Raw genomic sequence first — 22,039 nt, forward strand, 5'->3', positions numbered from 1 at the left:
CGGTATTCGCAAGGTAAGACGGAGGCAGGCGGGGAAACTCATCGTCCGAACGCCGAAGACCCCCGGCCCTGATCGGCTGGGGGTCTTCGTTCCGGGTGGGCGCGGACGGTTTCGAACCGCCGACATCTGCCTTGTAAGGGCAGCGCTCTACCCCTGAGCTACGCGCCCGGAATGTTCCGACAGCCTACCTTGCCGGTGGGGCGGCCCCGCAAACCCCTGTCGGGGGTGGGGACAGAGGTCCCCGGTGGTGCGGGGGCTAGCCCCACCTCGGATTCGGTGGTGGTCCGGATCCCCTTGGCGCGCGCGGCTTCGTACGGTCGTCCTGTGCTTGCGGCAGGGGCTGTGGGCCGGTGGAACAAAGGGAGAGAGTCATGGCCGTCCGCAGTCGTCGTCCGCGGCAGGAGCCGAGTTCGCGGGGGATCCGGGTGCTGGTCGCGGTGGGGACGACGGCCGCTGCCGTCGGGCTCGTCGCGGCGTGCGGGGCGGATGCCTCGGACGACTCCGATCCGGAGCAGCGGTCGTTCGCGCTGTCGGGGCGGACCCTCACGGTGGATTCGGACGACTCGGCCGTGGAGTTGGCCGTCAGCGGGGACGCGGACGCCGAGGACGTGCGCGTGACCCGGTGGTTCGACGGGCGGACCGTGCTCGGGAAGAGCCCGAAGGTCACGTGGAAGATGGACGGGGACCGGCTCATCTTCCGGGTCAAGTGCAGCGGTGTCATCAGCAACTGCTCCGCCAGGCATCGCGTCGTCGTGCCCCGCGGCACCGCCGTGAACGTGCTCAACAAGGATGGTTCGGTGACGGCCACCGGGTTCCGGGAGCCGCTGAAGGTGCGTACGGCCGACGGGTCCGTGAACCTGCGCGACGTCAGCGGACCGCTCGACCTGCGCAGCGGCGACGGGTCCGTCCGCGCCGTCGGCGTCACCTCGAAGCGCGTCACCGCCAGCTCCCAGGACGGCTCCGTGCGCCTCGACCTGTCCGCCGCCCCCGACCGGCTCCGGGCCCGCAGCCAGGACGGGTCCGTGGACATCGCCCTGCCGGTGCGGGAGGGGGGCAAGGGCGGTGGGGCCGCCGCCTATCGGGTCGACACGAAGACGGTCGACGGTGGCACCGACGTCAGCGTTCCCCGTGACGCCCGCAGCCCGCACCACGTGTCCGTGCGGAGCGCCGACGGCAACGTCACAGTGCGCAGCGCGAACTGACCGGCCCGTGTGTTCGTCCCTAACCGGTGGGAGAATGAACCGGGCAGGGCGAACAGCACGGGAGAGGGACAGTGACGGCGACACCTCCGCGGCCGTACCCAAGGGACAGATGGACGTCGTCGGCGGTGTCCGCCGCGGATGCCGTCGCCTCGCGCTGCGGCGCCGCGGCCGGTGCCCGTGGGCGGCAGCGGCAGTCGCGGCCGGGCGGGCGCGCCGTCCGCGACACCCTCGCCCTCGTCCTCCTGCCCCTCCCCCTGCTCGCCGCCACCCTCCCCGCGGCCTTCGCCGGAGGCGGTACGCGGCGCTGGTTCGGCGGCCGCGGCGAGAGCGTACGGGCCGAGGCGCAGGCCGCGAAGGACGCCGCCGCGGCCGCGTTCTACGAGCTGGACAGCGCCCAACGCGACCTGCGGATCTCCATCGAGACGATCGCGGCCGTGGACTCCTCCCCGGCCGCCCGCAAGGCCGCCGCCGACTTCGAGGCGTTCGGGCGGCGCATCGACGAGGTGAGCCACCAGTACATCACCGCCGTCGACGCGCACGACCTCGACCGCGACGACCTGGAGGCGTCCGCCGCCGCCCGGGCCCGCGCCGAGCTGACGCAGGCCAAGGACGCGCTCGGCAACGCCAAGACCGACCTGGACCGGTTCTCGCAGGGCCTCTCCCCGCTGCTCGACAAGGCCGAGACCCAACTGGCGCGCCTGGCCCCGGCCGTGGAGCGCGCCCGGCAGACGCTGCTCGCCGCGAGCAACGCCCTGGACGCGGTGCGGACCGCGGGCCTGAAGGCCGACGACCTGGCGGGCCGCCTCGCCGCGCTCGCCCCCGAACTGACCAAGCTGAACCAGGGCGCCGGGCAGCACGGCGTCGCCGACACCCTGCAGCGCGCCGACCGTGTCGTGCGGGACGCCGAAGCCGTGCGCGCCGAGGCCGAGCGGCTGCCGGAGCGGGCCCGCGAGATCGACCGGCGGCTGGTGTCGCTGCGGACCCGCGCGCAGGCCCTGACCACCCGCAGCGAGCAGGTCCAGCCGATCCTCAGCGAGCTGCGGCGCCGGTTCACGGCCGCCTGCTGGCAGGACCTGCAGCGGGTTCCGCAACAGGCCGACGAGAACGTGCGGCAGGCCGAGAGCAGGCTGAAAGAGGCCCAGCGGGCCCGCGAGGACCAGCGCTGGCCGGACGCCACGGCCCTGCTCTCCACCGTACGGGCGCTCCTGAACTCCACCGACGAGGCCGTGTCCGCCGCCGGTGACCGGCTGCGCCGCCTGAACGCCGTGTCGAAGGACCCGCAGGCGGAGATCGACCGCACCCGCTTCGCCGTCCGCGACGCCCAGCGCCTGGCCATGGCGGGCCGCCAGAAGCCCGACCCGCAGCACGCCCGCCCCCTCGACGACTCGGTGGCCCGCCTGGACCGCGCGATCGCCGCCCTGGAGGGCCGCCACCCCGACTACTGGCACTTCCTCACCGAGATGGAGGGGGTACGGACGACGGTGGCGCGGGTGGTCGCGCAGATCCGGGAGGAGCGGGGCCAGGGGGCCTAGGGCCTGGCCCCGGGCCCCGTTGTGCCGGGAACCCGCTGGACAGTGGGCTTCTTGTTGGCGGTCGGGCGTCCCCGGGCGGATCCTGGAAGTACGAAGGACGGGCCGCCGCGCGCATCAGGGAGGCGGACATGGCCACGCACATGCTTCACCCGGGCCCCCGGTCCAAGGACCACCGGCACCACGTCACCCTCGACGAGCACCTGCCCGTCGACCACCGGCTGAGCCGGGTCTACCGCTTCGGCGCCGGACTGATGGGTCTGGTCCTGCTCGCGTTCGGCATCCTCGGCCTGATCGACAAGATCGGCTTCTTCGACACCCGCGGCGACACCGTCGCGGGCCTGAACACCAACGGGGCGCTGAGCGTCCTGTCGATCGGCGTCGGGCTGCTGCTCTTCGCCGGGATGGTGATCGGCGGCAACTTCGCGTCGACGCTGAACATGGTCCTCGGCATCGCGTTCATCCTCAGCGGCTTCGTGAATCTCGCCCTCCTGGAGACCAGCCTCAACTTCCTCGCGTTCCGCATCCAGAACGTGCTGTTCAGCTTTGTGGTGGGCGTGCTGCTGATGTTCTTCGGGATGTACGGACGCGTCAGCGCGACGCTGCCGCACGACAACCCGTACTGGAAGGCCCGGCATCCGGACCGAGGCTGATACGCCTGGTGAGTGCGTACGCCTGGGGCGCTGAAGTGCGCCTGGGGCGCTGAAGTACGTCGGGGTGGTGGAGTACGTCGGGGTGGTGGAGTACGTCGGGGTGGTGGAGTGTGCCCAGGGCTGGAGTGCGCCGGGGGCACCGAGCTCCCTCGGGGGCGCAGACGCGCGCCGGAGGCGCTGTGCGAGCCTGGGGCCATGGTCGACTTCATGCGGGATCTGCGGGCGCGGCGGCTCGTCGCCATCGTGCGCGGCACGGACGCGGAGGCCTCGTTCCGTACGGTCATGACGCTCGTCGCGTCCGGTGTGCCCCTGGTCGAGGTGTCCCTGAGCGGCACCGACGCGCTGGGCGTGCTACGGCGGGCGCGGGCCGAGCTCGGGCCGGAGGCGTGGCTGGGCGCGGGCACGGTGCTCACGGCGGACGACGCGGGGCGGGCGGTCGACGCGGGCGCGAACCTCGTGGTGACGCCGGGCCTCGGGCCGGGCGTGGACGCCGCCGTCGGGCGGGGGCTGCCCGTGCTCGCGGGGGTCCTCACACCGACGGACGTGATCGCGGCCCAGGCCGCGGGCGCGACCGCCCTCAAGATCTTTCCGGCGTCGGCGGTGGGCGGGCCCGCCTATCTGAAGGCGTTGCGCGGGCCGTTCCCCGACCTGCCGTTCGTGCCGGTCGGCGGCGTGGACGCGGCGGCCGCGGCCGCGTATCTGGCGCTCGGCGCGGTCGGCGTCGGCGTCGGCTCACCACTGGTCGGTGACGCGGCGGACGGCGGGGACCTGGGGGCGCTGCGGGCGCGGGCGGCGCGGTTCGTGGCGGTGTGCGGGTGAGCGCCGACCGGGGGCGGGCGGACGTCGCCGACCGGGGGCAGGCGGACGTCGCCGACCGGGGGCAGGCGGACGTCGCCGACCGGGGGCAGGCGGACGTCGCCGACCGGGGGCAGGCGGACGTCGCCGACCGGGGGCAGGCGGACGTTCTCACCTTCGGCGAGAGCATGGTCGCCCTGCGCGGGGACGGGCCGCTGAAGCTGGGCGGGACGATGGCCGTGTCGGTCGCCGGGGCCGAGTCGAACGTCGCCATCGGCCTGGCGCGGCTCGGGCACACCGTCCGGTGGACGGGGGCCGTCGGTGCCGACGAGGCCGGGGAGTTGGTGCTGCGCACGCTGCGGGCCGAGGGGGTGGACGTCTCCGGCGCGGGGCGGGACGCGGGGGCGCCCACCGGGCTGCTGCTCTTCGAGCCGCGGCTGCCCGAGGTGACGCGGGTGCACTACTACCGGGCCGGGTCGGCCGGGTCGCGGCTCGGACCCGACGCCGTGGAGCGGGCCTTCGGGGACGGCGCGCCGCCTCGGGTGCTGCATCTGAGCGGGATCACCCCGGCGTTGGGGGCGAGGCCGCGGGCCGCGTGCGAGCGGGCGCTGCGGCTTGCGCGGGAGCACTCCGCGCAGGTGTGCCTCGACGTCAACTTCCGGTCCCGGCTGTGGAGTCGCGAGGACGCGGGGGCTGTGCTGCGGGACTGGGTCCCGTACGTCGACGTCCTCGTCGCCTCCGACGACGAGGTGCCGCTGTGCCTGCCGCCCGCCGAGGACGCTTCGCGTGAACTCGCCGACCAGGCGGAGGTGTTGCTCGGCCTCGGGGTCCGCGAGGTCGTCGTCAAGCTCGGTTCTCTTGGGGCCACCGCCTACACCGAGGGCGGGGAACTCCACTGTCCCGCGCGGGTGGTGCGGGCTGTGGACGCCGTGGGGGCGGGGGACGCCTTTGTCGCCGGGTACCTGTCCGCGTTGCTCGACGGGGCGGACGTGGCCGGGCGGCTCGGGCGGGGGGTCACCACGGGGGCGTTCGCCGTGGCCTCTCGGGGGGATTGGGAGGGGGCACCCACTCGGGGGGAGTTGGAGATGCTGGAGGGCGGGGACGGGGCCGTGCTGCGCTAGAGGCGGGGGCATCGGCCCCGGCGCGGGCGCGTCGGCCCCGGTCCGGCGCATCAGCCCCGGTCCAGCCCGTCAGCCGCAGCAGCCGCCCCCGCAGCAGCCGCCTCCGCCTGCGGCGGGTGCCGGTGCTTGTGCCGAGGCCGTGCCCGCCACCGCCACCGTCGAGAGGAGCTTCACCGTGTCCTCGTGGCCGGAGGGGCAGGTGGCCGGGGCGGCGGAGTCCGCCATGGGGCGGGTCAGCTCGAAGGTGGTGTCGCAGGGGCGGCAGCGGTACTCGTAGCGGGGCATGGGGACAGGGTACGGGGGTGGGGCGCCGTGACGGGGAGGGGTCGCCCGGCACCGGGGTCCGCCCCCTGCCCACAGAGCGGACCAGGGCCTGTCCGACGGGTCGCCGCGCCGCCGCGCCGCCGCGCCGCCCCGTCGGACAGGCCCCAGAGGGCCTATGCCGCCGCCGACCGCCCCAGGAACCGGCGCAGGATCTCCTCGCCTGCCGCGATGCCCCGCTCCGGGAGCACCGTCAGGCCCGGGGCCGTCCAGCCCTTGTCGGCGAGTTCGCCGTGGGAGGGGCGCCAGGAGTGGGTGGCGGCCTGGAGGAGGTCGGCGTCCAGGAGGGAGTCACCGGCGGCGAGGGTCTCGGGGGCGTCGGTGCGGCGGGCGACCTCGCGCATGGCCGCGCTCTTGGTGAGCGGGCGCGGCACGGCGTAGATCTTGCGGCCCTGGAGGGAGACGGTCCAGCCGCGGGTCTCGGCCCACTCCCCCAGTTCCTTGACCCAGCCGGACGGCAGCAGGGCGCGGTCCACGACGAGGTAGGCGAACAGGTCCTCGGCGACGCGTTCCTTGAGCAGCCAGGACGGGTCGGCGGTGCGCACCAGGTGGGCGCGGACCTCGTCGAGGGGTGCGCACTCGGCGGCCAGGCGGCGGTCGACGGCGGCGCGCCACGCCGGGTCCGACTCGCCGTCGACCAGCAGGTGCCCGCCGTTGGCGCAGATCGCGAACTCCGGTACGGGGCCGGGGAGATGGATGCGGTGGTACTGCTCGCGGGTGCGGGTCGTCGTGGGCACGAAGACGGTGCGTACGGCGAGCTCCGCGAGGAGTCCGGCGGCGGTCTCCGTGACGTACGACAGGGGCTTGCCCTCGTAAACCTCGACGCAGAGCAGGCGCGGCGCCTCGGCGTCGGGCATGCGCAGGTCGAGGGCGGCGGCGGAGTAGATGAGGGTGCGGTCGAGGTCGCTGGCGACCAGTGGGCGGGGGCCGCCGGGGGCGGGGGTGCGGAGGGTGCTCATGCGCCGGCCACCGCCTTGCCGTCGGCGCCGGTCGCGCCGCGGGTGTACTTGGGGTGGATCAACCCCACGCAGGTGTACGGGAGTTCGGCGACCTCCTCGACGGGTACGCCGCGCTGCTCGGCGAGCAGCCGGACGTGGTCGAGGTCGGCGCCCGCGCCCCGGCGGGCGAGGATCTTCCACGGGACGCGGCGCAGCAGCACCCGGGTGGTCTCGCCGACGCCGGGCTTGACGAGGTTCACGTCGTGGATGCCGTACTCCTCACTGATGCGCTCGACGGCGGCCCAGCCCTCCCAGGTGGGCGCGCGGTCCGCGGCGAGGAGCTCCTTGACCTGGACGTCCACGGCGTCGGCCACCTCGTCGAAGCGGGCGGCGACCGCGGCCACGAAGTCGGCGGAGACGTCGGCGTCCGCGAGGTCGCGGTAGAACTTCGCGCCGTGGAAGTCGTCGGGACCGACCAGGTCGGCGCGGAGCACCGTACGCGATATCAGCCCGGACACCGTGGAGTTGAGGCACGCGGACGGGATGAGGAAGTCCTCGCGGGTGCCGTAGGTGCGCACGCAGGAGCCGGGGTCGGCGAGCACGGCCACCGCCGGGTCGAAGCCCGGGGCGCCGCCCGCCGCCTCGAACTCCTCGATGGCGGCGGCGAGTTCACGGGTGATGGCGCCCTTTCCGGTCCAGCCGTCGACGAAGACGACGTCCGCCGGGTCGTGGTGGGCGGCCAGCCAGCGCAGCGCGTTGGCGTCGATGCCGCGGCCGCGCACGATCGACACGGCGTAGTGCGGCAGGTCGAGGCCGCGCCGGTGCTGGGCCCAGCGGCGCATCAGGACGCCGACGGGGGTGCCCGCGCGGGCCAGGGACACGAGGACGGGGCGGCCGGTGCCGTCCGCGCGGGGAGTGGGGGTCCCCGCGCGCTTTCGGCTGGGGAACTCGGCGAGGACGGTCTCGGTGACCGTGCCGACGGCCTGCGCGATCCGGGCCGCGGAGGTGTCGAGCGCGGCCCGGAACAGCTCCTGGTAGCGCGGGCTCGGCTGGTACTCCACCGGCAGCGACTCGGCGTAGTGCGCGCCGCCGCTCTGGATGGCCTCCTCGCGCTCCTCGGTGGGCGCCTCCAGCGTGACGTCCGACAGGTCCTGGAGCAGCCAGCCGACGTCATCGGGCGCGTAGGAGGAGAAGGCGGGGCCTCGGAGGGGGTCGGGCAGCACGGCGGGGGGCCTTTCGGGGGTGGTGCGGTGCGGGGTGGTCGGGGTGGTGCTGTCGGCGGCGGGGGCGGCGGAGCCTTCGGCCTCGGCGTCGGGCGCGTACGAGGGTACGTACGACGGGACCACCGCCAGCAGCACCCGCCCGGTGTGCGCGGAGAGCTGGGCCAGCAGGCCGTCGGCCGCGTGCAGCCGGTCCGTGTCCGCGACCGAGTCCACGACGGCCACGATCGCGTCGAAGCCGCCGCCCGCCACGTTGTACGCGTAGCGCGGGCCCGGGCCGTCGGCCGGGTCGTCGTGCGCCGGGAAGACCAGGCGGGTGCGGATGGCGTAGCCGGGGTCGTCCACGGCGAGGACGGGTGAGCGGGTGGTCGTGGAGTACCGGACCTCGACGCCCGCGGCGCCCACGCCGACGCCCACGCCGTCCGCGGCGCCGTCACCGGCCCCCGCCGCGCCCCCGCCCAGCCTCCGCTCCAGCGCCACGCCCAGGGCCAGCGGCGCGTACATCAGCTCTTCGAAGCCCAGCACCAGCACCCGGCGGGCCTCCTGTGGCAGCGCGGCCGCGACCCGCTCCGCCATGCCCGGCAGCTCCGCCTCCAGGCGGGCCCGGTGCGCGGCCGTGAAGCCGTGCCGGCCGCCGTCGGGCACCTCCGCGGGCCAGCCCAGGTCGACGCGCGTGACGGGCGCCCGCTCCCCGCCCGGCGCGGGCTCCGGCGGCACCTCCGCCTCGTACCGGGCGACCAGCGCCTGCCCCTTCTCCAGGACGCCGGCGGGCAGCCGGACCGTGCCGGAGGCGAGGGCGATCAGGTCGACGCGGGCGCCGAGGTCGCGGGCGAAGGCGTCGAGGCGGTCGCGGTCCGCGGGGGCGCGCATGTCGACGAGGGCGACGATGACGTACCGCTGGCGCGGGAAGCGCTCGTGCAGGGCGCGGATGGTGTTCAGGACGGTGTTGCCGGTGGAGAACTCGTCGTCGACGAGGACCAGCGTCCCGTCGCCCGCGAGCAGCCGGGGATCCGCCGGGAGCAGCAGGTGGGACGTGGCGTGCGAGTGGGACTCCTCGAAGCCGCCCGCGCGCTCGACACCGGCGACGGGGCGGCGGGTGGAGTGCAGGTAGGGGGCGAGGGCGAGGCCGTCGGCGACGCTGTGGCCGAGTCCGGTCGCCGTCTCGGCGTAGCCGAGGACGACGGCGCGGGCCGCCTCGTCGGCGCCGAGCAGGTCGCGGACGCGGACGCCGAGGTCGTACCCGGAGCGCCAGATCACCGACGGGTGCTGCGGCACGTGCTTGCCGAGGACGTTCGACACGAGCAGGTGCGCCCGCTTGGGGTTGCGGCGCAGGGCGAGCCCGAGCAGTTCCTTCAGCGGGCCCGGCCCGGCGGCGCCGTCCCCACCGCTTCCTCCGGTTCCGCCCTCGACCAGCTCGACCCCGAGCCGCTCAGCGACCCACGTACCCGACCACACCACGTCTTCCGTCTTCCTTGCCTTGATCACGTTCTCGGTCACGCGGGCAGCCCCGCGCTGAGCAGCTCCACGAAGCCGACGTCCTCGCGCGCGACGCCGAAGACCTCCGCGCGGCGCAGGGTCCGCTCGGCCCAGGCGCGGTGCGGCTTCACCTCGTTCATCTTGTTCGTGTACGCGGACCGCATGACGCCGCCGCCGTCCCGCTCCGGGCGCAGGATGTCCTGGGCGTCGCTGAACTCCTCGTGGCTGACGACGGACAGGGCGTGCACGGGCAGGACGTGCGAGGGGTGGATGCAGGTCTTGCCGAGCAGGCCGTTGGCCCGGTCCAGCTCGATCTCGCGCAGGAGGCCGTCCAGGTCGTGCTCGATGAGGGCCTGGCGCAGCTCCTCGGCGCGGACCTGGAGGAAGGGGCTCTGCCGCAGCTGCGGCTTGAACATCCGCTCCTGGACGCGGAAGTACTCCCAGACCGGCCCGGTGACGGTGAAGCCGGTGCCGTCGGCCCGGCCCAGGTGGTTGACCACGTCGGCGATGACGGACGCGACGATCTGGACGTCGTACGCCGTCATGTGCGGGGGTCTGCGCAGGGCGTACGCCGAGCAGAAGTCGGTGACGCCGAGGCGCAGCGCGAGCACCCGGTCGCGGTACTTGTCGACGGTGCGGGAGATGCCCGCGAGGACGTCGCCGCGGCTCTCCAGGTACAGGAGCTGGGGCGATTCAAGGACCGGCATCGCGAACAGGCGGCGCCCGGTGGCGGCCTCGGCGGCCGTGAGGGACTCCAGGAACGGAACCCCGCGCTCCTCGGTGAACTTCGGCAGTACGAATCCGGACAGCAGCCGGATCGCGGGCCCGAGCCTGCGGGCCAGGTCAGGGATCTGCTCCGCGGCACGGACCCGGATGAAGAGCAGCGGCGGCTCGACGTCCGGGCGCCCGGCGAGATCCACGAAGTGCCGGATCAGATTCTCCTCGGCGGCCGCGACGTCGGCGTCGCCGATCGAGTCCTCCAGGCAGATGACCATCGAGATCACGCCACGGCTGGATTGCTTGAGGATGTCGTCCGCGAGCCTCGGCCTGGTGGCCGGGCTGTACAACGTGGCGCCCAGCGCCACCGCGAGGAGCTGCGGCGGGGAGTCCGCGGTGAAGGCACACGGCTCCCGATGGAAGAGGCGCTGTCGTACCTCTGGGGCTATGTGCCCGAAATGACGCATGGGGTTCCCCTGGGATTCTCCTGATATCGCCCGTATCGCCGACGCGATCCGACGTATCGCCGACGCGACCCGAAGTGATGTGGCCGGTAATAGTACGTAGGAGCGGGTGTCGGAGGTTCCCTCCGGGCATGAAATTCAGGTAACCCGGCCATGTCGCACACGAGTGCCCCACACCGGCACAGGCAGGTGTCATAGGCCACAAGACGGGCAGGACACGGGCAGGACGGTGCCGGAGCGGGCACGTGTCCGAAAGCGTACGCCCGGGCGGCGGGGTCCGCGGCCGGGCGGGGACAGGGCGGCGCCGGGCCGGGGACCCGCGTTGTCCGGCCGAGGACCAGGAAGGCAGGATGACCGCATGACGCACGCGATGTTGAAGGGGTCGAACGTCCCGCTCGATGCCACCGCCGTCCGCGCCGTGCTGCGCTGGACGCCGCGCCAGGGCGCCCCCGACGTCGACGCGTCGGCGCTGCTGCTCGGCACCGAGGGACGGGTGCGCTCCGACGAGGACTTCGTCTTCTACAACCAGCCGCGCCACCCCTCCGGCAAGGTCTGGCGCCTGGGCAAGAAGCGGGTCGCCGAGGGCCTGACGGACACCGTCCAGACCGACCTGGCGGGCCTGGACCCGGCGGTCGGCCGGGTGCTGCTCGTCGCGTCCGCCGACGACGTGCCCTTCGAGCACGTCCGCGCGCTGCGGATCCTGCTGTACGACGCCTCACCGGCCGCGGGGGACGGCGAGCCGCTCGCGTACTTCGACATCACGCCGGAGACGGGCGCCGAGACCGCGCTGATCTGCGGGGAGCTGTACCGCCGCGGCGAGGGCTGGAAATTCCGCGCCCTCGGCGAGGGCTACTCCAACGGCCTGGTGGGCCTCGCCACCGACTTCGGCATCTCCGTGGACGAGTCGGAGGCCGTGCCCGAGCCGACGCCCGACGCGTCCCTGCCGCAGACGCAGCGCCTGGGCACGACGGGCCCCGCCCCGGTACCCCCGGCGCACACCGTCCCGCCGCCCGCCCCGGTGCACGCCCAGCCCCCGGCCCCGTACCCGGCCGCGCCCCCGCCGTCACCCCAGCCCGCGTACGGCTACCCGCCCGAGCCGCCGCGCTACCCGGCGCCGCAGCCCGCCTACGGCTACCCGCAGCCCGCGCCCACCCAGCCCCCCGTACCGGCGTACGGCTACCCGCATCCGGTCGCGCCCGCGCCGGTGCCCGACCCGAACTTCCGGCTGCCCCCGCAGGGGCCGCAGTTCCTGCCCCGCTGAGCCGGTCGGCACCCGCCCCGCCGGGCCGCTCGCGCGGGGCGGCTCAGGTGCCGCCCACCTTGGTCTTGTAGCCGCGGCCCCACTGCAGCCCCCAGCCGTACAGCCGGTCCAGCTCGGCCTGGAAGCCGTACACGTACCGCACCTCGCGGCGCACGATCAGCTCGTCCTTGATGTTCTCGATCGTCAGGACCGCGCAGGAGCGGGCCTGCGGGGCGCGTTCCTCCAGGTCGATCTCGACGCGCGGGCCGTTGCTGGGGTAGAGCGTCACCTTGGCGTGGGTGCGGTCGAAGGCGGGCGTCTGGTCGTAGATGTAGACGAACACCAGCAGGCGCTTGATCGACTCGCGGTGGTCGAGGTTGATGTAGACCGTCTCACCGGAGCCCGAGCCGAACCGGTCGTCGCCGCTGCCCTTCACGTACGGCGGGGAGTTGAGGCTCCCGAAGAAGTTGCCGAGGGGCTGCACCACGCCCTTGCTGCCGTCCGTCAGCTCGTACAGACAGCCCAGGTCGAGGTCCACGTTGACCATGCTCTGCGTGTGCGCCTGCACCGGCTCGGGCTGGAACATCTTCAGCGGGTGCCGCAGCAGGCTCTCGCCCGCACGTTTCTTGCCGACGAGGTCGGACGTCCGCATCTGCCAGGTCAGGGTGACCCGCAGATTGCCCGTGGCCGCGCCCTGTTTGGTCAGCGAGACCGTCGGATGCCGTTTGGTCAGCTCGATGGAGTTGGTCGCGGCGCTGCCCGATGCGAAATCCATCGAACGCCCCGGCCGCAGACCGTCCCAGAAGGACATGCCACCCCCAGAAGAAAATGCCCCGCGCTTCGGTACGTACGTCGTGGGGCGGCCCCCGGGTCTCGCCTCAACTACCGCCCCGCACAAGAGCGTTCCTCACCGAAGCGGGCCCCACACGTCCGGATCCCGAAGTCGGCCCACCGTACGTCACCCCGGGTACGCCGATGGCGGCGCCCCCCGGGTGGGGGACGCCGCCATCGCGGTGTTCGAGCGGGGTGGCGCTAGACGCCGGACGGGACTTCCGTCTTCTCGTCCGAGCCCGTGCCCTCCTCGGCCGCGAGCCGCTTGTTGCGGCGCACGGACGACCAGAACGAGGCAGCGATGAGGATCACGCCGACCGAGCCGGTGATGAGCTCGTGGATCTCGTACTGGATGGTGATGAGCAGGATCGCGGCGAGGGCGCCGATGGCGTAGTGCGCGCCGTGCTCCAGGAAGACGTAGTCGTCGAGGGTGCCCTGGCGGACCAGGTAGACCGTGAGCGACCGGACGTACATCGCGCCGATGCCGAGGCCGAGCGCCATCAGGACGATGTCGTTGGTGACGGCGAAGGCGCCGATGACCCCGTCGAAGGAGAAGGACGCGTCCAGGACCTCCAGGTAGAGGAACATGAAGAACGCGGCCTTGCCCGCGAGCTGGACGGCCGAGACCTGCTTGCCGCTGCGCTTGGCCTCTTCCTCCTGCTCGTGCTCGCGCTCCTCCTCTTCCTCGAGCTTGTTCTCGAAGAAGCCGGAGAGTCCGCCCACCACCAGATAGGTGATGAGACCCGCGATACCGGAGATCAGGACCGTCTGCGCCTTGTCCGCATGAGCGCCGCCGTGCTGGTGCGCCTGGGTCGCGAAGGTCATCGCGGTGACGAGCAGCACGATCAGCGCGATGCAGACCGAGAGCATGTCGATCTTGCCGAGCTTGGCGAGCGGCCGCTCCAGCCAGCCCAGCCACTTGATGTCCCGGTCCTCGAAGACGAAGTCGAGGAAGATCATCAGCAGGAACATGCCACCGAAGGCGGCGATCGACGGGTGCGCGTCGGTCACGAACTGCTGGTACTGGTCCTTGTCGTTCAGGGCGAGCTTGACCGCTTCGATCGGGCCCATCTTCGCGCTGACGGCGACGATCACGACGGGGAAGACGAGGCGCATGCCGAAGACGGCGATCAGCACGCCGATGGTGAGGAAGATCTTCTGCCAGAAGGCATTCATCTTCTTCAGGATTCCGGCGTTGACCACCGCGTTGTCGAAGGACAGCGAGATCTCGAGGACGGACAGGATCGCCACGATCCCGAAGCCCGTCCACCCCCCGTAGAGCACCGCTGCGACCAAGCCGAGCGCAGTAACTGCGAACGACCAGCCGAAGGTTTTCAGAACCACTGGCTACCCAATCGTGTGTGTACGGGTCTCCCCCGCGCCGTCCCCGGCTCGGGCTTCGCGGAGCCGTCGCCAAGGGGATGCCCCCGGGCTCCCCGTTCGGCTGCCGGGTGGACCGTCAGCCGTTTGGGGAACCCGGGGAGAGTCCTTTAGGAAACATTGACTCCGAAGTCTAGAGCGATGCCCCGCAGGCCGGACGCGTACCCCTGCCCGACCGCGCGGAACTTCCACTCGCCGCCGTATCGATACACCTCGCCGAAGATCATCGCGGTCTCCGTGGAGGCGTCCTCGCTGAGGTCATAGCGGGCGAGCTCCTGGCCGTCGGCCTGGTTCACCACCCGGATGAAGGCGTTGCTGACTTGACCGAATGTCTGCCCCCGGTTGTCCGCGTCGTGGATGGAGACCGGGAAGACGATCTTGTCGCAGTGCGCCGGGACCTTGGTGAGGTCGAGGATCAGGGACTCGTCGTCGCCCTCCCCCTCGCCGGTGAGGTTGTCGCCGGTGTGTTCGACGGAGCCGTCCGGGCTCGTCAGGTTGTTGTAGAAGACGAACCACTCGTCGCCGAGGACCCGGCCCGACTGGCACAGCAGCGCGCTGGCGTCCAGGTCGAACGGGGCTCCGGTGGTGGAGCGAGCGTCCCAGCCGAGGCCGACCATCACCTTGGTGAGATCGGGTGCGGCCTTGGACAGGGAGACATTGCCTCCCTTGGCGAGCGTGACGCCCATGATGCTGGTCCTCCCCGAGGTGCTGCCTGTGGCTGCCGCGTGCCCCGGCGCGAGGGCCGGGACACGGCGGCCGTGCGGTGCCGAGCGCGTCCGGCGCCGCACCTGTCGAGTGCGGCGCCGGACGGCTTGGCTGGGTACTGCTCGGCTCAGACGTTGACGCCGAAGTCCTGCGCGATGCCACGCAGGCCCGAGGCGTACCCCTGGCCGACGGCGCGGAACTTCCACTCGGCGCCGTTGCGGTACAGCTCGCCGAAGACCATGGCCGTCTCCGTGGACGCGTCCTCGGAGAGGTCGTAGCGCGCGATCTCCGCGCCACCGGCCTGGTTCACCACGCGGATGAACGCGTTGCGGACCTGGCCGAAGGACTGCTGGCGGTTCTCGGCGTCGTAGATCGAGACCGGGAAGACGATCTTCTCGATGTCGGCCGGCACCGCGGCGAGGTTGACCTTGATCGCCTCGTCGTCGCCCTCGCCCTCACCGGTGGTGTTGTCACCGGTGTGCTCGACGGAGCCGTCGGGGCTCTTCAGGTTGTTGAAGAACACGAAGTTCTGGTCGCTGCTGACCTTGCCGTCGGCCTGGGTCAGGATGGCGCTGGCGTCGAGGTCGAAGTCCGTACCGGTGGTGGTGCGGACGTCCCAGCCGAGGCCGACCAGAACTGCGGTCAGGCCCGGCGCCTCCTTGCTCAGCGATACGTTGCCGCCCTTGCTGAGGCTGACTCCCACGAGTCCTCCCTAAATAGTGTCCAGGGGCGGGGAGCCCCAGTCGTGCTTGCCATCGGATCAACGTGTGGATCCTAGTGACCGGTTCCCGGTGGCCACAGGCTTCCACACGGGTGTTCTCAGAGGTTCTCGAGCGCCTTCACGTAGTCGTTCAGGTCCCGCGCGTCGGGCAGGCCGTTGACCACGGTCCAGCGCACCACGCCGTCCTTGTCGATGATGAAGGTGCCGCGCACCGCGCAGCCCTTGTCCTCGTCGAAGACGCCGTACGCCCGCGAGGTCTCGCCGTGCGGCCAGAAGTCCGACAGGAGCGGGTACTCCAGGCCCTCCTGCTCGGCGAAGACGCGCAGGGTGTGGATGGAGTCGTTGGAGACCGCGAGCAGCTGGGTGTCGTCGTTGACGAACTTCGGCAGCTCGTCGCGCAGGGCGCAGAGCTCACCCGTGCACACCCCCGTGAACGCGAACGGGTAGAAGAGCAGCACCACGTTCTTCTGCCCCCGGAAGTCCGCGAGCCGCACCGTGCGCCCGTGGTTGTCCTTCAGCTCGAATTCAGGGGCCTTCCCGCCCACCTCAAGAGCCACGAATACCCACTTCCCTTCCACGAAGCCGTTCGGGTGACCCCAGCGTACGCATCGGGTGGCCGGGGGTGCGGGGCGGGCGTGGAGCGCGCGGCCGGGGCGCGCGGGGCGGGCGGATACGCGTGAGGCCCCCGACGGTGGCGTCGGGGGCCTCACAGGGCTGCTGCGGGCCGGGGCCCGGGAGCCGGCTAGCGCTTCTTGGCCGCTCCCTTGGGCGTGATCAGCCGCGAGCCGTTCCAGTCCTTGCCCGCGTTGATGCTCTTGGTCTGGGACAGACCCGCGGTGGTGGCGGCTTCACCGATCTCGCTGGGCTCGACGTATCCGTCGCGCCCGGTCTTCGGTGTGAGGAGGAGGATCGAACCGCCTTCCTCCATGTACGCGAGGGCATCGACCAGCGCATCGGTCAGGTCCCCGTCGTCCTCACGGAACCAGAGCACCACGGCATCTGCCACGTCGTCGTAGTCCTCATCGACGAGCTCGGTGCCGGTGGCCTGTTCGATGGCCTCGCGGAGCTCCTGATCGGCGTCGTCGTCGTAGCCGATCTCCTGGACCACCTGGTCGGGCTGGAAACCAAGCCTTACGGCAAGGTTTGTCTCCGCGTGGTCCGCGGTCGCGCTCACGGATTGCCTCCTGATCTTGTTCTTGGGAATGCCTTCGGCCCCGCGCGTGCGCGGGGCATTGGCCGTAGTCCACACGGGCGGGACGGATCGCGCAAGTACCCGGCCGTCGAGACCGCCTAAACGGTGACGTTCCCGACCGTGTCACCGCAACTGCGGCCGCATCCGGAAGGGGCCGGACGGCTCCGCGGAGCCGTTGGGCGGGATGGGCGTATCGTTGCGATTTGGTCGAGCCTACCCCAGGGACAGCGGCCGACGTCTCGGTTACCTGGGGGTAGAGATGACGTATCCATCGCCGGGGTAGACGATGGTGAACGTCGTACGGACCGGTACGCCCGGACGCCGTACGGACAGCACGACGGGCGGGACGCACCCCTGCCACCACCGACGACAGAGTTCTGAGCAGAGCCCAGGCAGAGCACCATTCCGATCGCGCGCACCGCGCGACAACACAGCGAAGGAACAGCGTGGCTTCCGGATCCGATCGCAACCCGATCATCATTGGCGGCCTTCCCAGCCAGGTCCCGGATTTCGATCCAGAAGAGACCCAGGAATGGCTCGACTCCCTCGATGCGGCCGTCGACGAGCGCGGCCGCGAGCGGGCCCGCTATCTGATGCTCCGACTGATCGAACGCGCCCGCGAGAAGCGCGTCGCCGTGCCCGAGATGCGCAGCACGGACTACGTCAACACGATCGCCACCAAGGACGAGCCGTTCTTCCCCGGCAACGAGGAGATCGAGCGCAAGGTCCTGAACGCGACCCGCTGGAACGCGGCCGTGATGGTGTCCCGCGCGCAGCGCCCGGGCATCGGGGTCGGCGGCCACATCGCCACCTTCGCCTCCTCGGCGTCGCTGTACGACGTGGGCTTCAACCACTTCTTCCGCGGCAAGGACGAGGGCGACGGCGGCGACCAGATCTTCTTCCAGGGGCACGCGTCGCCCGGCATCTACGCCCGCGCCTTCCTCCTGGACCGGCTCTCCGAGCAGCAGCTCGACGCGTTCCGGCAGGAGAAGTCCAAGGCGCCGTACGGCCTTTCGTCGTATCCGCACCCGCGGTTGATGCCGGACTTCTGGGAGTTCCCGACGGTCTCCATGGGCCTCGGCCCGCTCGGCGCGATCTTCCAGGCGCGGATGAACCGCTACATGGCGGCGCGCGACATCGCCGACACCTCCAAGTCGCACGTCTGGGCGTTCCTCGGCGACGGCGAGATGGACGAGCCGGAGTCGCTCGGCCAGCTGTCCATCGCCGCGCGCGAGGGGCTCGACAACCTCACCTTCGTCGTCAACTGCAACCTGCAGCGCCTGGACGGCCCGGTACGCGGCAACGGCAAGATCATCCAGGAGCTGGAGTCGCAGTTCCGCGGCGCCGGCTGGAACGTCATCAAGCTGGTGTGGGACCGCAGTTGGGACCCGCTGCTCGCGCAGGACCGGGACGGCATCCTGGTCAACAGGCTGAACACCACGCCCGACGGCCAGTTCCAGACGTACGCCACCGAGACCGGCTCCTACATCCGCGACCACTTCTTCGGTGACGACCAGCGGCTGCGGGCGATGGTCGAGGGCATGACCGACGACCAGATCCTGCACCTGGGCCGCGGCGGTCACGACCACAAGAAGATCTTCGCGGCGTTCGCCGCGGCCAAGGCCCACAAGGGCCAGCCGACGGTGATCCTCGCCCAGACCGTCAAGGGCTGGACGCTCGGCCCGAACTTCGAGGGCCGCAACGCGACCCACCAGATGAAGAAGCTGACGGTCGACGACCTCAAGGGCTTCCGCGACCGGCTGCACCTGCCGATCACGGACAAGCAGCTGGAGGACGGCGCGCCGCCGTACTACCACCCGGGCCGGAACTCGGAAGAGATCCAGTACATGCACGACCGCCGCAAGGGTCTCGGCGGCTACGTCCCGACCCGCGTGGTGCGCTCGAAGCCTCTGCAACTCCCCGAGGACAAGACGTACGCGACCGCGAAGAAGGGTTCGGGTCAGCAGTCGATCGCCACCACCATGGCGTTCGTCCGCATCCTGAAGGACCTCATGCGGGACAAGGAAATCGGCAAACGCTTCGTGCTGATCGCCCCCGACGAGTACCGCACCTTCGGCATGGACGCGTTCTTCCCGAGCGCGAAGATCTACAACCCGCTCGGCCAGCAGTACGAGGCCGTGGACCGCGAACTGCTCCTCGCCTACAAGGAGTCGCCGACGGGCCAGATGCTGCACGACGGCATCTCGGAGGCGGGCTGCACGGCGTCCCTCATCGCCGCCGGTTCGGCCTACGCCACGCACGGCGAGCCCCTGATCCCGGTGTACGTCTTCTACTCGATGTTCGGTTTCCAGCGCACCGGCGACCAGTTCTGGCAGATGGCCGACCAGCTGGCGCGCGGATTCGTCCTCGGCGCGACCGCGGGACGCACGACCCTGACCGGCGAGGGCCTGCAGCACGCGGACGGCCACTCACAGTTGCTCGCCTCGACCAACCCGGGCTGTGTCGCCTACGACCCGGCCTTCGGCTACGAGATCGCGCACATCGTCAAGGACGGCCTGCGCCGGATGTACGGCCCCGACAGCGAGGACGTCTTCTACTACCTCACCGTCTACAACGAGCCGATCCAGCACCCGGCCGAGCCCGCCGATGTGGACGTCGACGGCATCCTCAAGGGCATCTACCGCTTCAAGTCCGGTGAGCAGGGCGCCATTCCGGCCCAGATCCTCGCTTCCGGCGTGGCGGTGCCGTGGGCGGTCGAGGCCCAGCAGATCCTCGCCGCGGAGTGGAACGTCAAGGCGGACGTCTGGTCGGCGACCTCCTGGAACGAACTGCGCCGCGAGGCCGTCGAGGTGGAGCGGCACAACCTGCTGCACCCCGAGGAGGAGCAGCGCGTCCCCTATGTGACGCGGAAGCTCACCGGCGCCGAGGGGCCGTTCGTGGCCGTCTCCGACTGGATGCGGTCCGTGCCCGACCAGATCTCCCGCTGGGTGCCGGGCACCTACCAGTCGCTCGGCGCGGACGGCTTCGGCTTCGCGGACACGCGTGGCGCCGCCCGCCGCTTCTTCCACATCGACGCCCAGTCGACCGTGGTCGGCGTGCTCACCGAGCTGGCCCGGGAGGGCAAGATCGACCGCTCCGTCCTGAAGCAGGCGATCGACCGCTACCAGCTCCTGGACGTCGCGGCGGCCGACCCGGGCGCCGCCGGGGGCGACGCCTGACGCCGGTCGCGGTGACCGGATCGGCCTGATCGGCCGCTACGGTCCACGCAACCGGTACGACTGGTACATAAACACCTCATCAGTGCGAAGGGCGGTGGGCCATGGGCCCGCCGCCCTTCGGGCTTTCTACGATGCGGTCATGAAGGAACAGTCGGCACAGGTCCGTTGGGAGCGCCGGACGCAGCGTCCGCTGCTCGCGCTCGCCGTGGCCTTCGCGGTCGCCTACGCCGTGCCCATAGTCAGGCCCGAGGCGGGTGAGTCCGTGACGCGCGCCTGCACCGCGGTGGAGTGGTGCGTCTGGGGCTCGTTCGCCGTCGACTACCTGGTGCGGCTCGCGCTCACCGGTCACCGGGCCCGGTTCGTGCGCACGCACTGGCTCGACCTGTGCGCCGTGGTCCTGCCGATGATCCAGCCGCTGCGGCTGCTGCGGCTCGTCTCCACCCTGCTCCTGGTCGGGCGGCGGGCCCGGATGGCGTCGCAGATCAAGCTGACGATGTATGTGGTGGGCGCCGTGGTCGGGCTGCTGATGTTCGGCTCGCTGGCCGTGCTCTCGGTGGAGCGGGAGTCGCCGGACGGCAACATCAAGACGCTCGGGGACGCCGTGTGGTGGTCGTTCACCACGATGACCACCGTGGGCTACGGCGATCACGCGCCGACGACCGGGCTCGGCCGGGTCCTCGCGGTCGGCCTGATGCTGTCGGGCATCGCGCTGCTCGGTGTCGTCACCGCCAACATCGCGGCCTGGTTCATCGCCCGCTTCGAGAAGGACGACGCCGAGGAGCGCCGCCAGACCGCCGCGATCGAGACCCTGACCGCGGAGGTCATCGCCCTGCGCGCCCAGGTCAGCGCCCTGTCCGGGGTGCCGGTGACGGCCACCGCGCCCCGCCAGGCCACCGCGCCCGAGGACGCCGTCGGCGGGGCGGGGCCGCCGCTCAGCTCTCCCAGATCTTGAACGCCCGCACCTTGTACGGCGACTCGGGCGCCCACGTGCCGTTGCCCGGATAGGTGTTGAACTCCCCCGTCTCGGCGCACTCCGCCGACTGGTACGTCGTGACGGGCCGGCCGGTGCGGTTGGCGATGGCCTGCGCGCTGCCCCCCTCCGGCAGCGCGACACAGCTCTCGATGTCCGTACCGGCCAGCTCGTACGTGTGCCGCTGGCCCTTGAAGCCCGCCTTCTCCCAGAGGCAGAGCTCCCCCGGGCCGCAGCCGCCGAGCCGTGGTGGTCCGGCGGCCCCGGCGTGTGCGGGTGTCAGGACCACGGCGGCCAGGGCGGCCGTGGTCAGCGCCAGGACGGCCGTGGCTCCGGCCGTGGTGGCGGGCAAGGTGGATCGCATGGTCGCACGCATGTGCATCAACCCCCGTGTCGTCACGCTCATTTGCCGTCACTCTCGACCGTGGGACACGGGGCCGGAAAGGGGTTCTCGCACCGCTCACCCTGATAGGCGAAAGCCCCCGGAGCGAACCCGGAGGGGCTTCCCCTGAGACGGCCGCGCGCGGCGTGAGCCGGGCCCCCGGCAGCCGGCTCGCGGACGCACCGGCGTGGGTATGGTGAGCCGGCCGAACGGGCGGGAGAAAAGGGGTGCGGGGCGTGACCGGTCCGGGCTTGCGCGAACGAATGAAGCAGCGCACGCGGGACGCTCTGCTGCGCGCGGCGCTGGAACTGTTCACCACCAAGGGGTACGAGGAGACGACCGTCGACGAGATCGTCGAGGCCGTGGACGTCTCCCAGCGCACGTTCTTCCGGCACTTCGCGGGCAAGCAGGAAGCCGCCTTCGCCATGCAGGAGATGGTGGAGGCGCGGTTCATGCGGGCGCTGCGCGAACGGCCCGCCGACGAGGCCCCGTTCGCGGCGCTGCGCGGGGCCGTGCTCGGCTCCTGGGACGCGGTGGGCGAGTCCATCGAGGCGGTCGTCCCGGTCGAACTCCACATGCGCACCTACCGGATGATCGAGTCGACCCCCGCGCTCCTCGCCGTCCATCTGCGCCGCTCCATCGAGATGGAGGGGCAGATCGCACAGGTGATCGCCGAGCGCGAGGGCCTGGACCTCGCCACCGATCCGCGCCCGCGCGTCGCGGTGGCCGCGTTCAGTGGCGTCATGCGGGTCACCGGGCGGCTGTGGGGCGCGGGCGAGGACATCAGCGTCGACTCGATCCGCGCGATCACGGAGTCCAACCTCGACCACCTGGGCCCGGCGCTCTCCGAGGACTGGCGCAAGGACTGACGTACGCGCTGACGCACACGGGGTGACCGGGGCCGAAGCGCACCCCGGATCGGCGTACCCCGCAGGCCGATTTCCCCACCGGCGCGGCTACGTTGAGTGGCCCCGGCGCACTCCGGGTGACCGCGCGCCGCACG

At 71.9% G+C, this 22,039-nt stretch carries 20 protein-coding genes and 1 tRNA gene; 9 read left to right on the top strand and 12 right to left on the bottom strand.

Annotated features, from left to right (window positions below):
* Positions 1 to 96: 96 nt before the first annotated feature.
* Positions 97 to 168, bottom strand: a tRNA-Val gene (locus IE274_RS00430).
* 203 nt (positions 169 to 371) lie between these two features.
* Here IE274_RS00430 and IE274_RS00435 point away from each other — a divergent pair.
* The 5 genes from IE274_RS00435 to IE274_RS00455 all read left to right on the top strand — a co-directional run bounded on the left by IE274_RS00435 (position 372) and on the right by IE274_RS00455 (position 5,300).
* Positions 372 to 1,202 carry a DUF4097 family beta strand repeat-containing protein gene (locus tag IE274_RS00435; protein ID WP_190113506.1) on the top strand — a complete coding sequence of 277 codons (831 nt, stop codon included), beginning with the start codon at positions 372 to 374 and terminating at the stop codon, positions 1,200 to 1,202.
* A gap of 71 nt (positions 1,203 to 1,273) precedes the next feature.
* Positions 1,274 to 2,734, top strand: a complete 1,461-nt coding sequence (locus IE274_RS00440; RefSeq protein ID WP_372447228.1) for a coiled-coil domain-containing protein — start codon at positions 1,274 to 1,276, stop codon at positions 2,732 to 2,734.
* 128 nt (positions 2,735 to 2,862) lie between these two features.
* Positions 2,863 to 3,384, top strand: coding sequence for a DUF4383 domain-containing protein (locus tag IE274_RS00445; RefSeq protein WP_190113508.1), 522 nt, complete (start codon positions 2,863 to 2,865; stop codon positions 3,382 to 3,384).
* A 195-nt stretch (positions 3,385 to 3,579) separates the two neighbouring features.
* Complete coding sequence (locus tag IE274_RS00450; protein WP_190113509.1) at positions 3,580 to 4,203, top strand: bifunctional 4-hydroxy-2-oxoglutarate aldolase/2-dehydro-3-deoxy-phosphogluconate aldolase; 624 nt, start codon at positions 3,580 to 3,582, stop codon at positions 4,201 to 4,203.
* A complete protein-coding gene (locus tag IE274_RS00455) occupies positions 4,200 to 5,300 on the top strand; it encodes a sugar kinase (RefSeq protein ID WP_268255548.1) in 1,101 nt (366 codons plus the stop codon). The genes IE274_RS00450 and IE274_RS00455 overlap by 4 nt, the downstream gene beginning before the upstream one ends.
* A 69-nt stretch (positions 5,301 to 5,369) precedes the next feature.
* On the opposite strand, the gene IE274_RS00460 is transcribed toward IE274_RS00455, so the two are convergent.
* From IE274_RS00460 to IE274_RS00475, 4 genes are all read right to left on the bottom strand, one after another.
* Entirely contained in the window at positions 5,370 to 5,585 is a 216-nt protein-coding gene (locus IE274_RS00460; protein WP_190113510.1) for an FmdB family zinc ribbon protein, read from the bottom strand.
* A 152-nt stretch (positions 5,586 to 5,737) separates the two neighbouring features.
* The gene (locus IE274_RS00465; protein WP_190113511.1) at positions 5,738 to 6,580 is read right to left on the bottom strand and encodes an HAD family hydrolase; all 843 of its coding nucleotides are present in this window, start codon (positions 6,578 to 6,580) and stop codon (positions 5,738 to 5,740) included.
* Positions 6,577 to 9,276 carry a phosphoribosyltransferase gene (locus tag IE274_RS00470; protein WP_190113512.1) on the bottom strand — a complete coding sequence of 900 codons (2,700 nt, stop codon included), beginning with the start codon at positions 9,274 to 9,276 and terminating at the stop codon, positions 6,577 to 6,579. Before IE274_RS00470 ends, IE274_RS00465 begins: the two co-directional genes overlap by 4 nt.
* Complete coding sequence (locus tag IE274_RS00475) at positions 9,273 to 10,439, bottom strand: HpcH/HpaI aldolase/citrate lyase family protein (protein ID WP_190113513.1); 1,167 nt, start codon at positions 10,437 to 10,439, stop codon at positions 9,273 to 9,275. The genes IE274_RS00470 and IE274_RS00475 overlap by 4 nt, the downstream gene beginning before the upstream one ends.
* Positions 10,440 to 10,794: 355 nt before the next feature.
* Between IE274_RS00475 and IE274_RS00480 the strand changes: the two genes are divergently transcribed.
* The gene (locus IE274_RS00480; RefSeq protein ID WP_190113514.1) at positions 10,795 to 11,697 is read left to right on the top strand and encodes a TerD family protein; all 903 of its coding nucleotides are present in this window, start codon (positions 10,795 to 10,797) and stop codon (positions 11,695 to 11,697) included.
* A gap of 43 nt (positions 11,698 to 11,740) precedes the next feature.
* Here the strand turns inward: IE274_RS00480 and IE274_RS00485 are convergent, their stop codons facing one another.
* The 6 genes from IE274_RS00485 to IE274_RS00510 form a co-directional block, all read right to left on the bottom strand.
* Positions 11,741 to 12,487 carry a TerD family protein gene (locus IE274_RS00485; protein ID WP_190113515.1) on the bottom strand — a complete coding sequence of 249 codons (747 nt, stop codon included), beginning with the start codon at positions 12,485 to 12,487 and terminating at the stop codon, positions 11,741 to 11,743.
* 221 nt (positions 12,488 to 12,708) lie between these two features.
* On the bottom strand, positions 12,709 to 13,851 hold the full coding sequence (locus tag IE274_RS00490; RefSeq protein ID WP_190113516.1) for a DUF475 domain-containing protein: 1,143 nt from the start codon (positions 13,849 to 13,851) through the stop codon (positions 12,709 to 12,711).
* Positions 13,852 to 13,997: 146 nt separating this feature from the next.
* A complete protein-coding gene (locus tag IE274_RS00495) occupies positions 13,998 to 14,573 on the bottom strand; it encodes a TerD family protein (protein WP_190113517.1) in 576 nt (191 codons plus the stop codon).
* A gap of 146 nt (positions 14,574 to 14,719) precedes the next feature.
* Positions 14,720 to 15,295, bottom strand: coding sequence for a TerD family protein (locus IE274_RS00500; RefSeq protein WP_190113518.1), 576 nt, complete (start codon positions 15,293 to 15,295; stop codon positions 14,720 to 14,722).
* 116 nt (positions 15,296 to 15,411) lie between these two features.
* On the bottom strand, positions 15,412 to 15,870 hold the full coding sequence (locus tag IE274_RS00505) for a peroxiredoxin (RefSeq protein WP_190113519.1): 459 nt from the start codon (positions 15,868 to 15,870) through the stop codon (positions 15,412 to 15,414).
* Between the two features lie 185 nt (positions 15,871 to 16,055).
* Positions 16,056 to 16,487, bottom strand: coding sequence for a DUF3052 domain-containing protein (locus IE274_RS00510; protein ID WP_190113520.1), 432 nt, complete (start codon positions 16,485 to 16,487; stop codon positions 16,056 to 16,058).
* A gap of 464 nt (positions 16,488 to 16,951) precedes the next feature.
* Here IE274_RS00510 and aceE point away from each other — a divergent pair, with 464 nt between their 5' ends.
* Both aceE and IE274_RS00520 read left to right on the top strand, forming a co-directional pair.
* Positions 16,952 to 19,684 (top strand): pyruvate dehydrogenase (acetyl-transferring), homodimeric type, encoded by a 2,733-nt coding sequence (gene aceE / locus IE274_RS00515; protein ID WP_190113521.1) that lies wholly within the window; start codon positions 16,952 to 16,954, stop codon positions 19,682 to 19,684.
* A 139-nt stretch (positions 19,685 to 19,823) separates the two neighbouring features.
* Positions 19,824 to 20,636: a potassium channel family protein gene (locus tag IE274_RS00520; protein ID WP_190113522.1), complete on the top strand. Its 813-nt coding sequence runs from the start codon at positions 19,824 to 19,826 to the stop codon at positions 20,634 to 20,636.
* Here IE274_RS00520 and IE274_RS00525 read toward each other — a convergent pair.
* The gene (locus IE274_RS00525) at positions 20,617 to 21,018 is read right to left on the bottom strand and encodes a peptidase inhibitor family I36 protein (RefSeq protein ID WP_229909064.1); all 402 of its coding nucleotides are present in this window, start codon (positions 21,016 to 21,018) and stop codon (positions 20,617 to 20,619) included. The genes IE274_RS00520 and IE274_RS00525 overlap by 20 nt on opposite strands.
* A 281-nt stretch (positions 21,019 to 21,299) precedes the next feature.
* Here IE274_RS00525 and IE274_RS00530 point away from each other — a divergent pair, with 281 nt between their 5' ends.
* Complete coding sequence (locus IE274_RS00530; RefSeq protein WP_190113524.1) at positions 21,300 to 21,905, top strand: TetR/AcrR family transcriptional regulator; 606 nt, start codon at positions 21,300 to 21,302, stop codon at positions 21,903 to 21,905.
* Positions 21,906 to 22,039: the final 134 nt, after the last annotated feature.

This window comes from Streptomyces flavofungini (genome assembly GCF_014650815.1).
In the GTDB taxonomy this organism is placed as follows: Bacteria; Actinomycetota; Actinomycetes; order Streptomycetales; family Streptomycetaceae; genus Streptomyces; species Streptomyces flavofungini.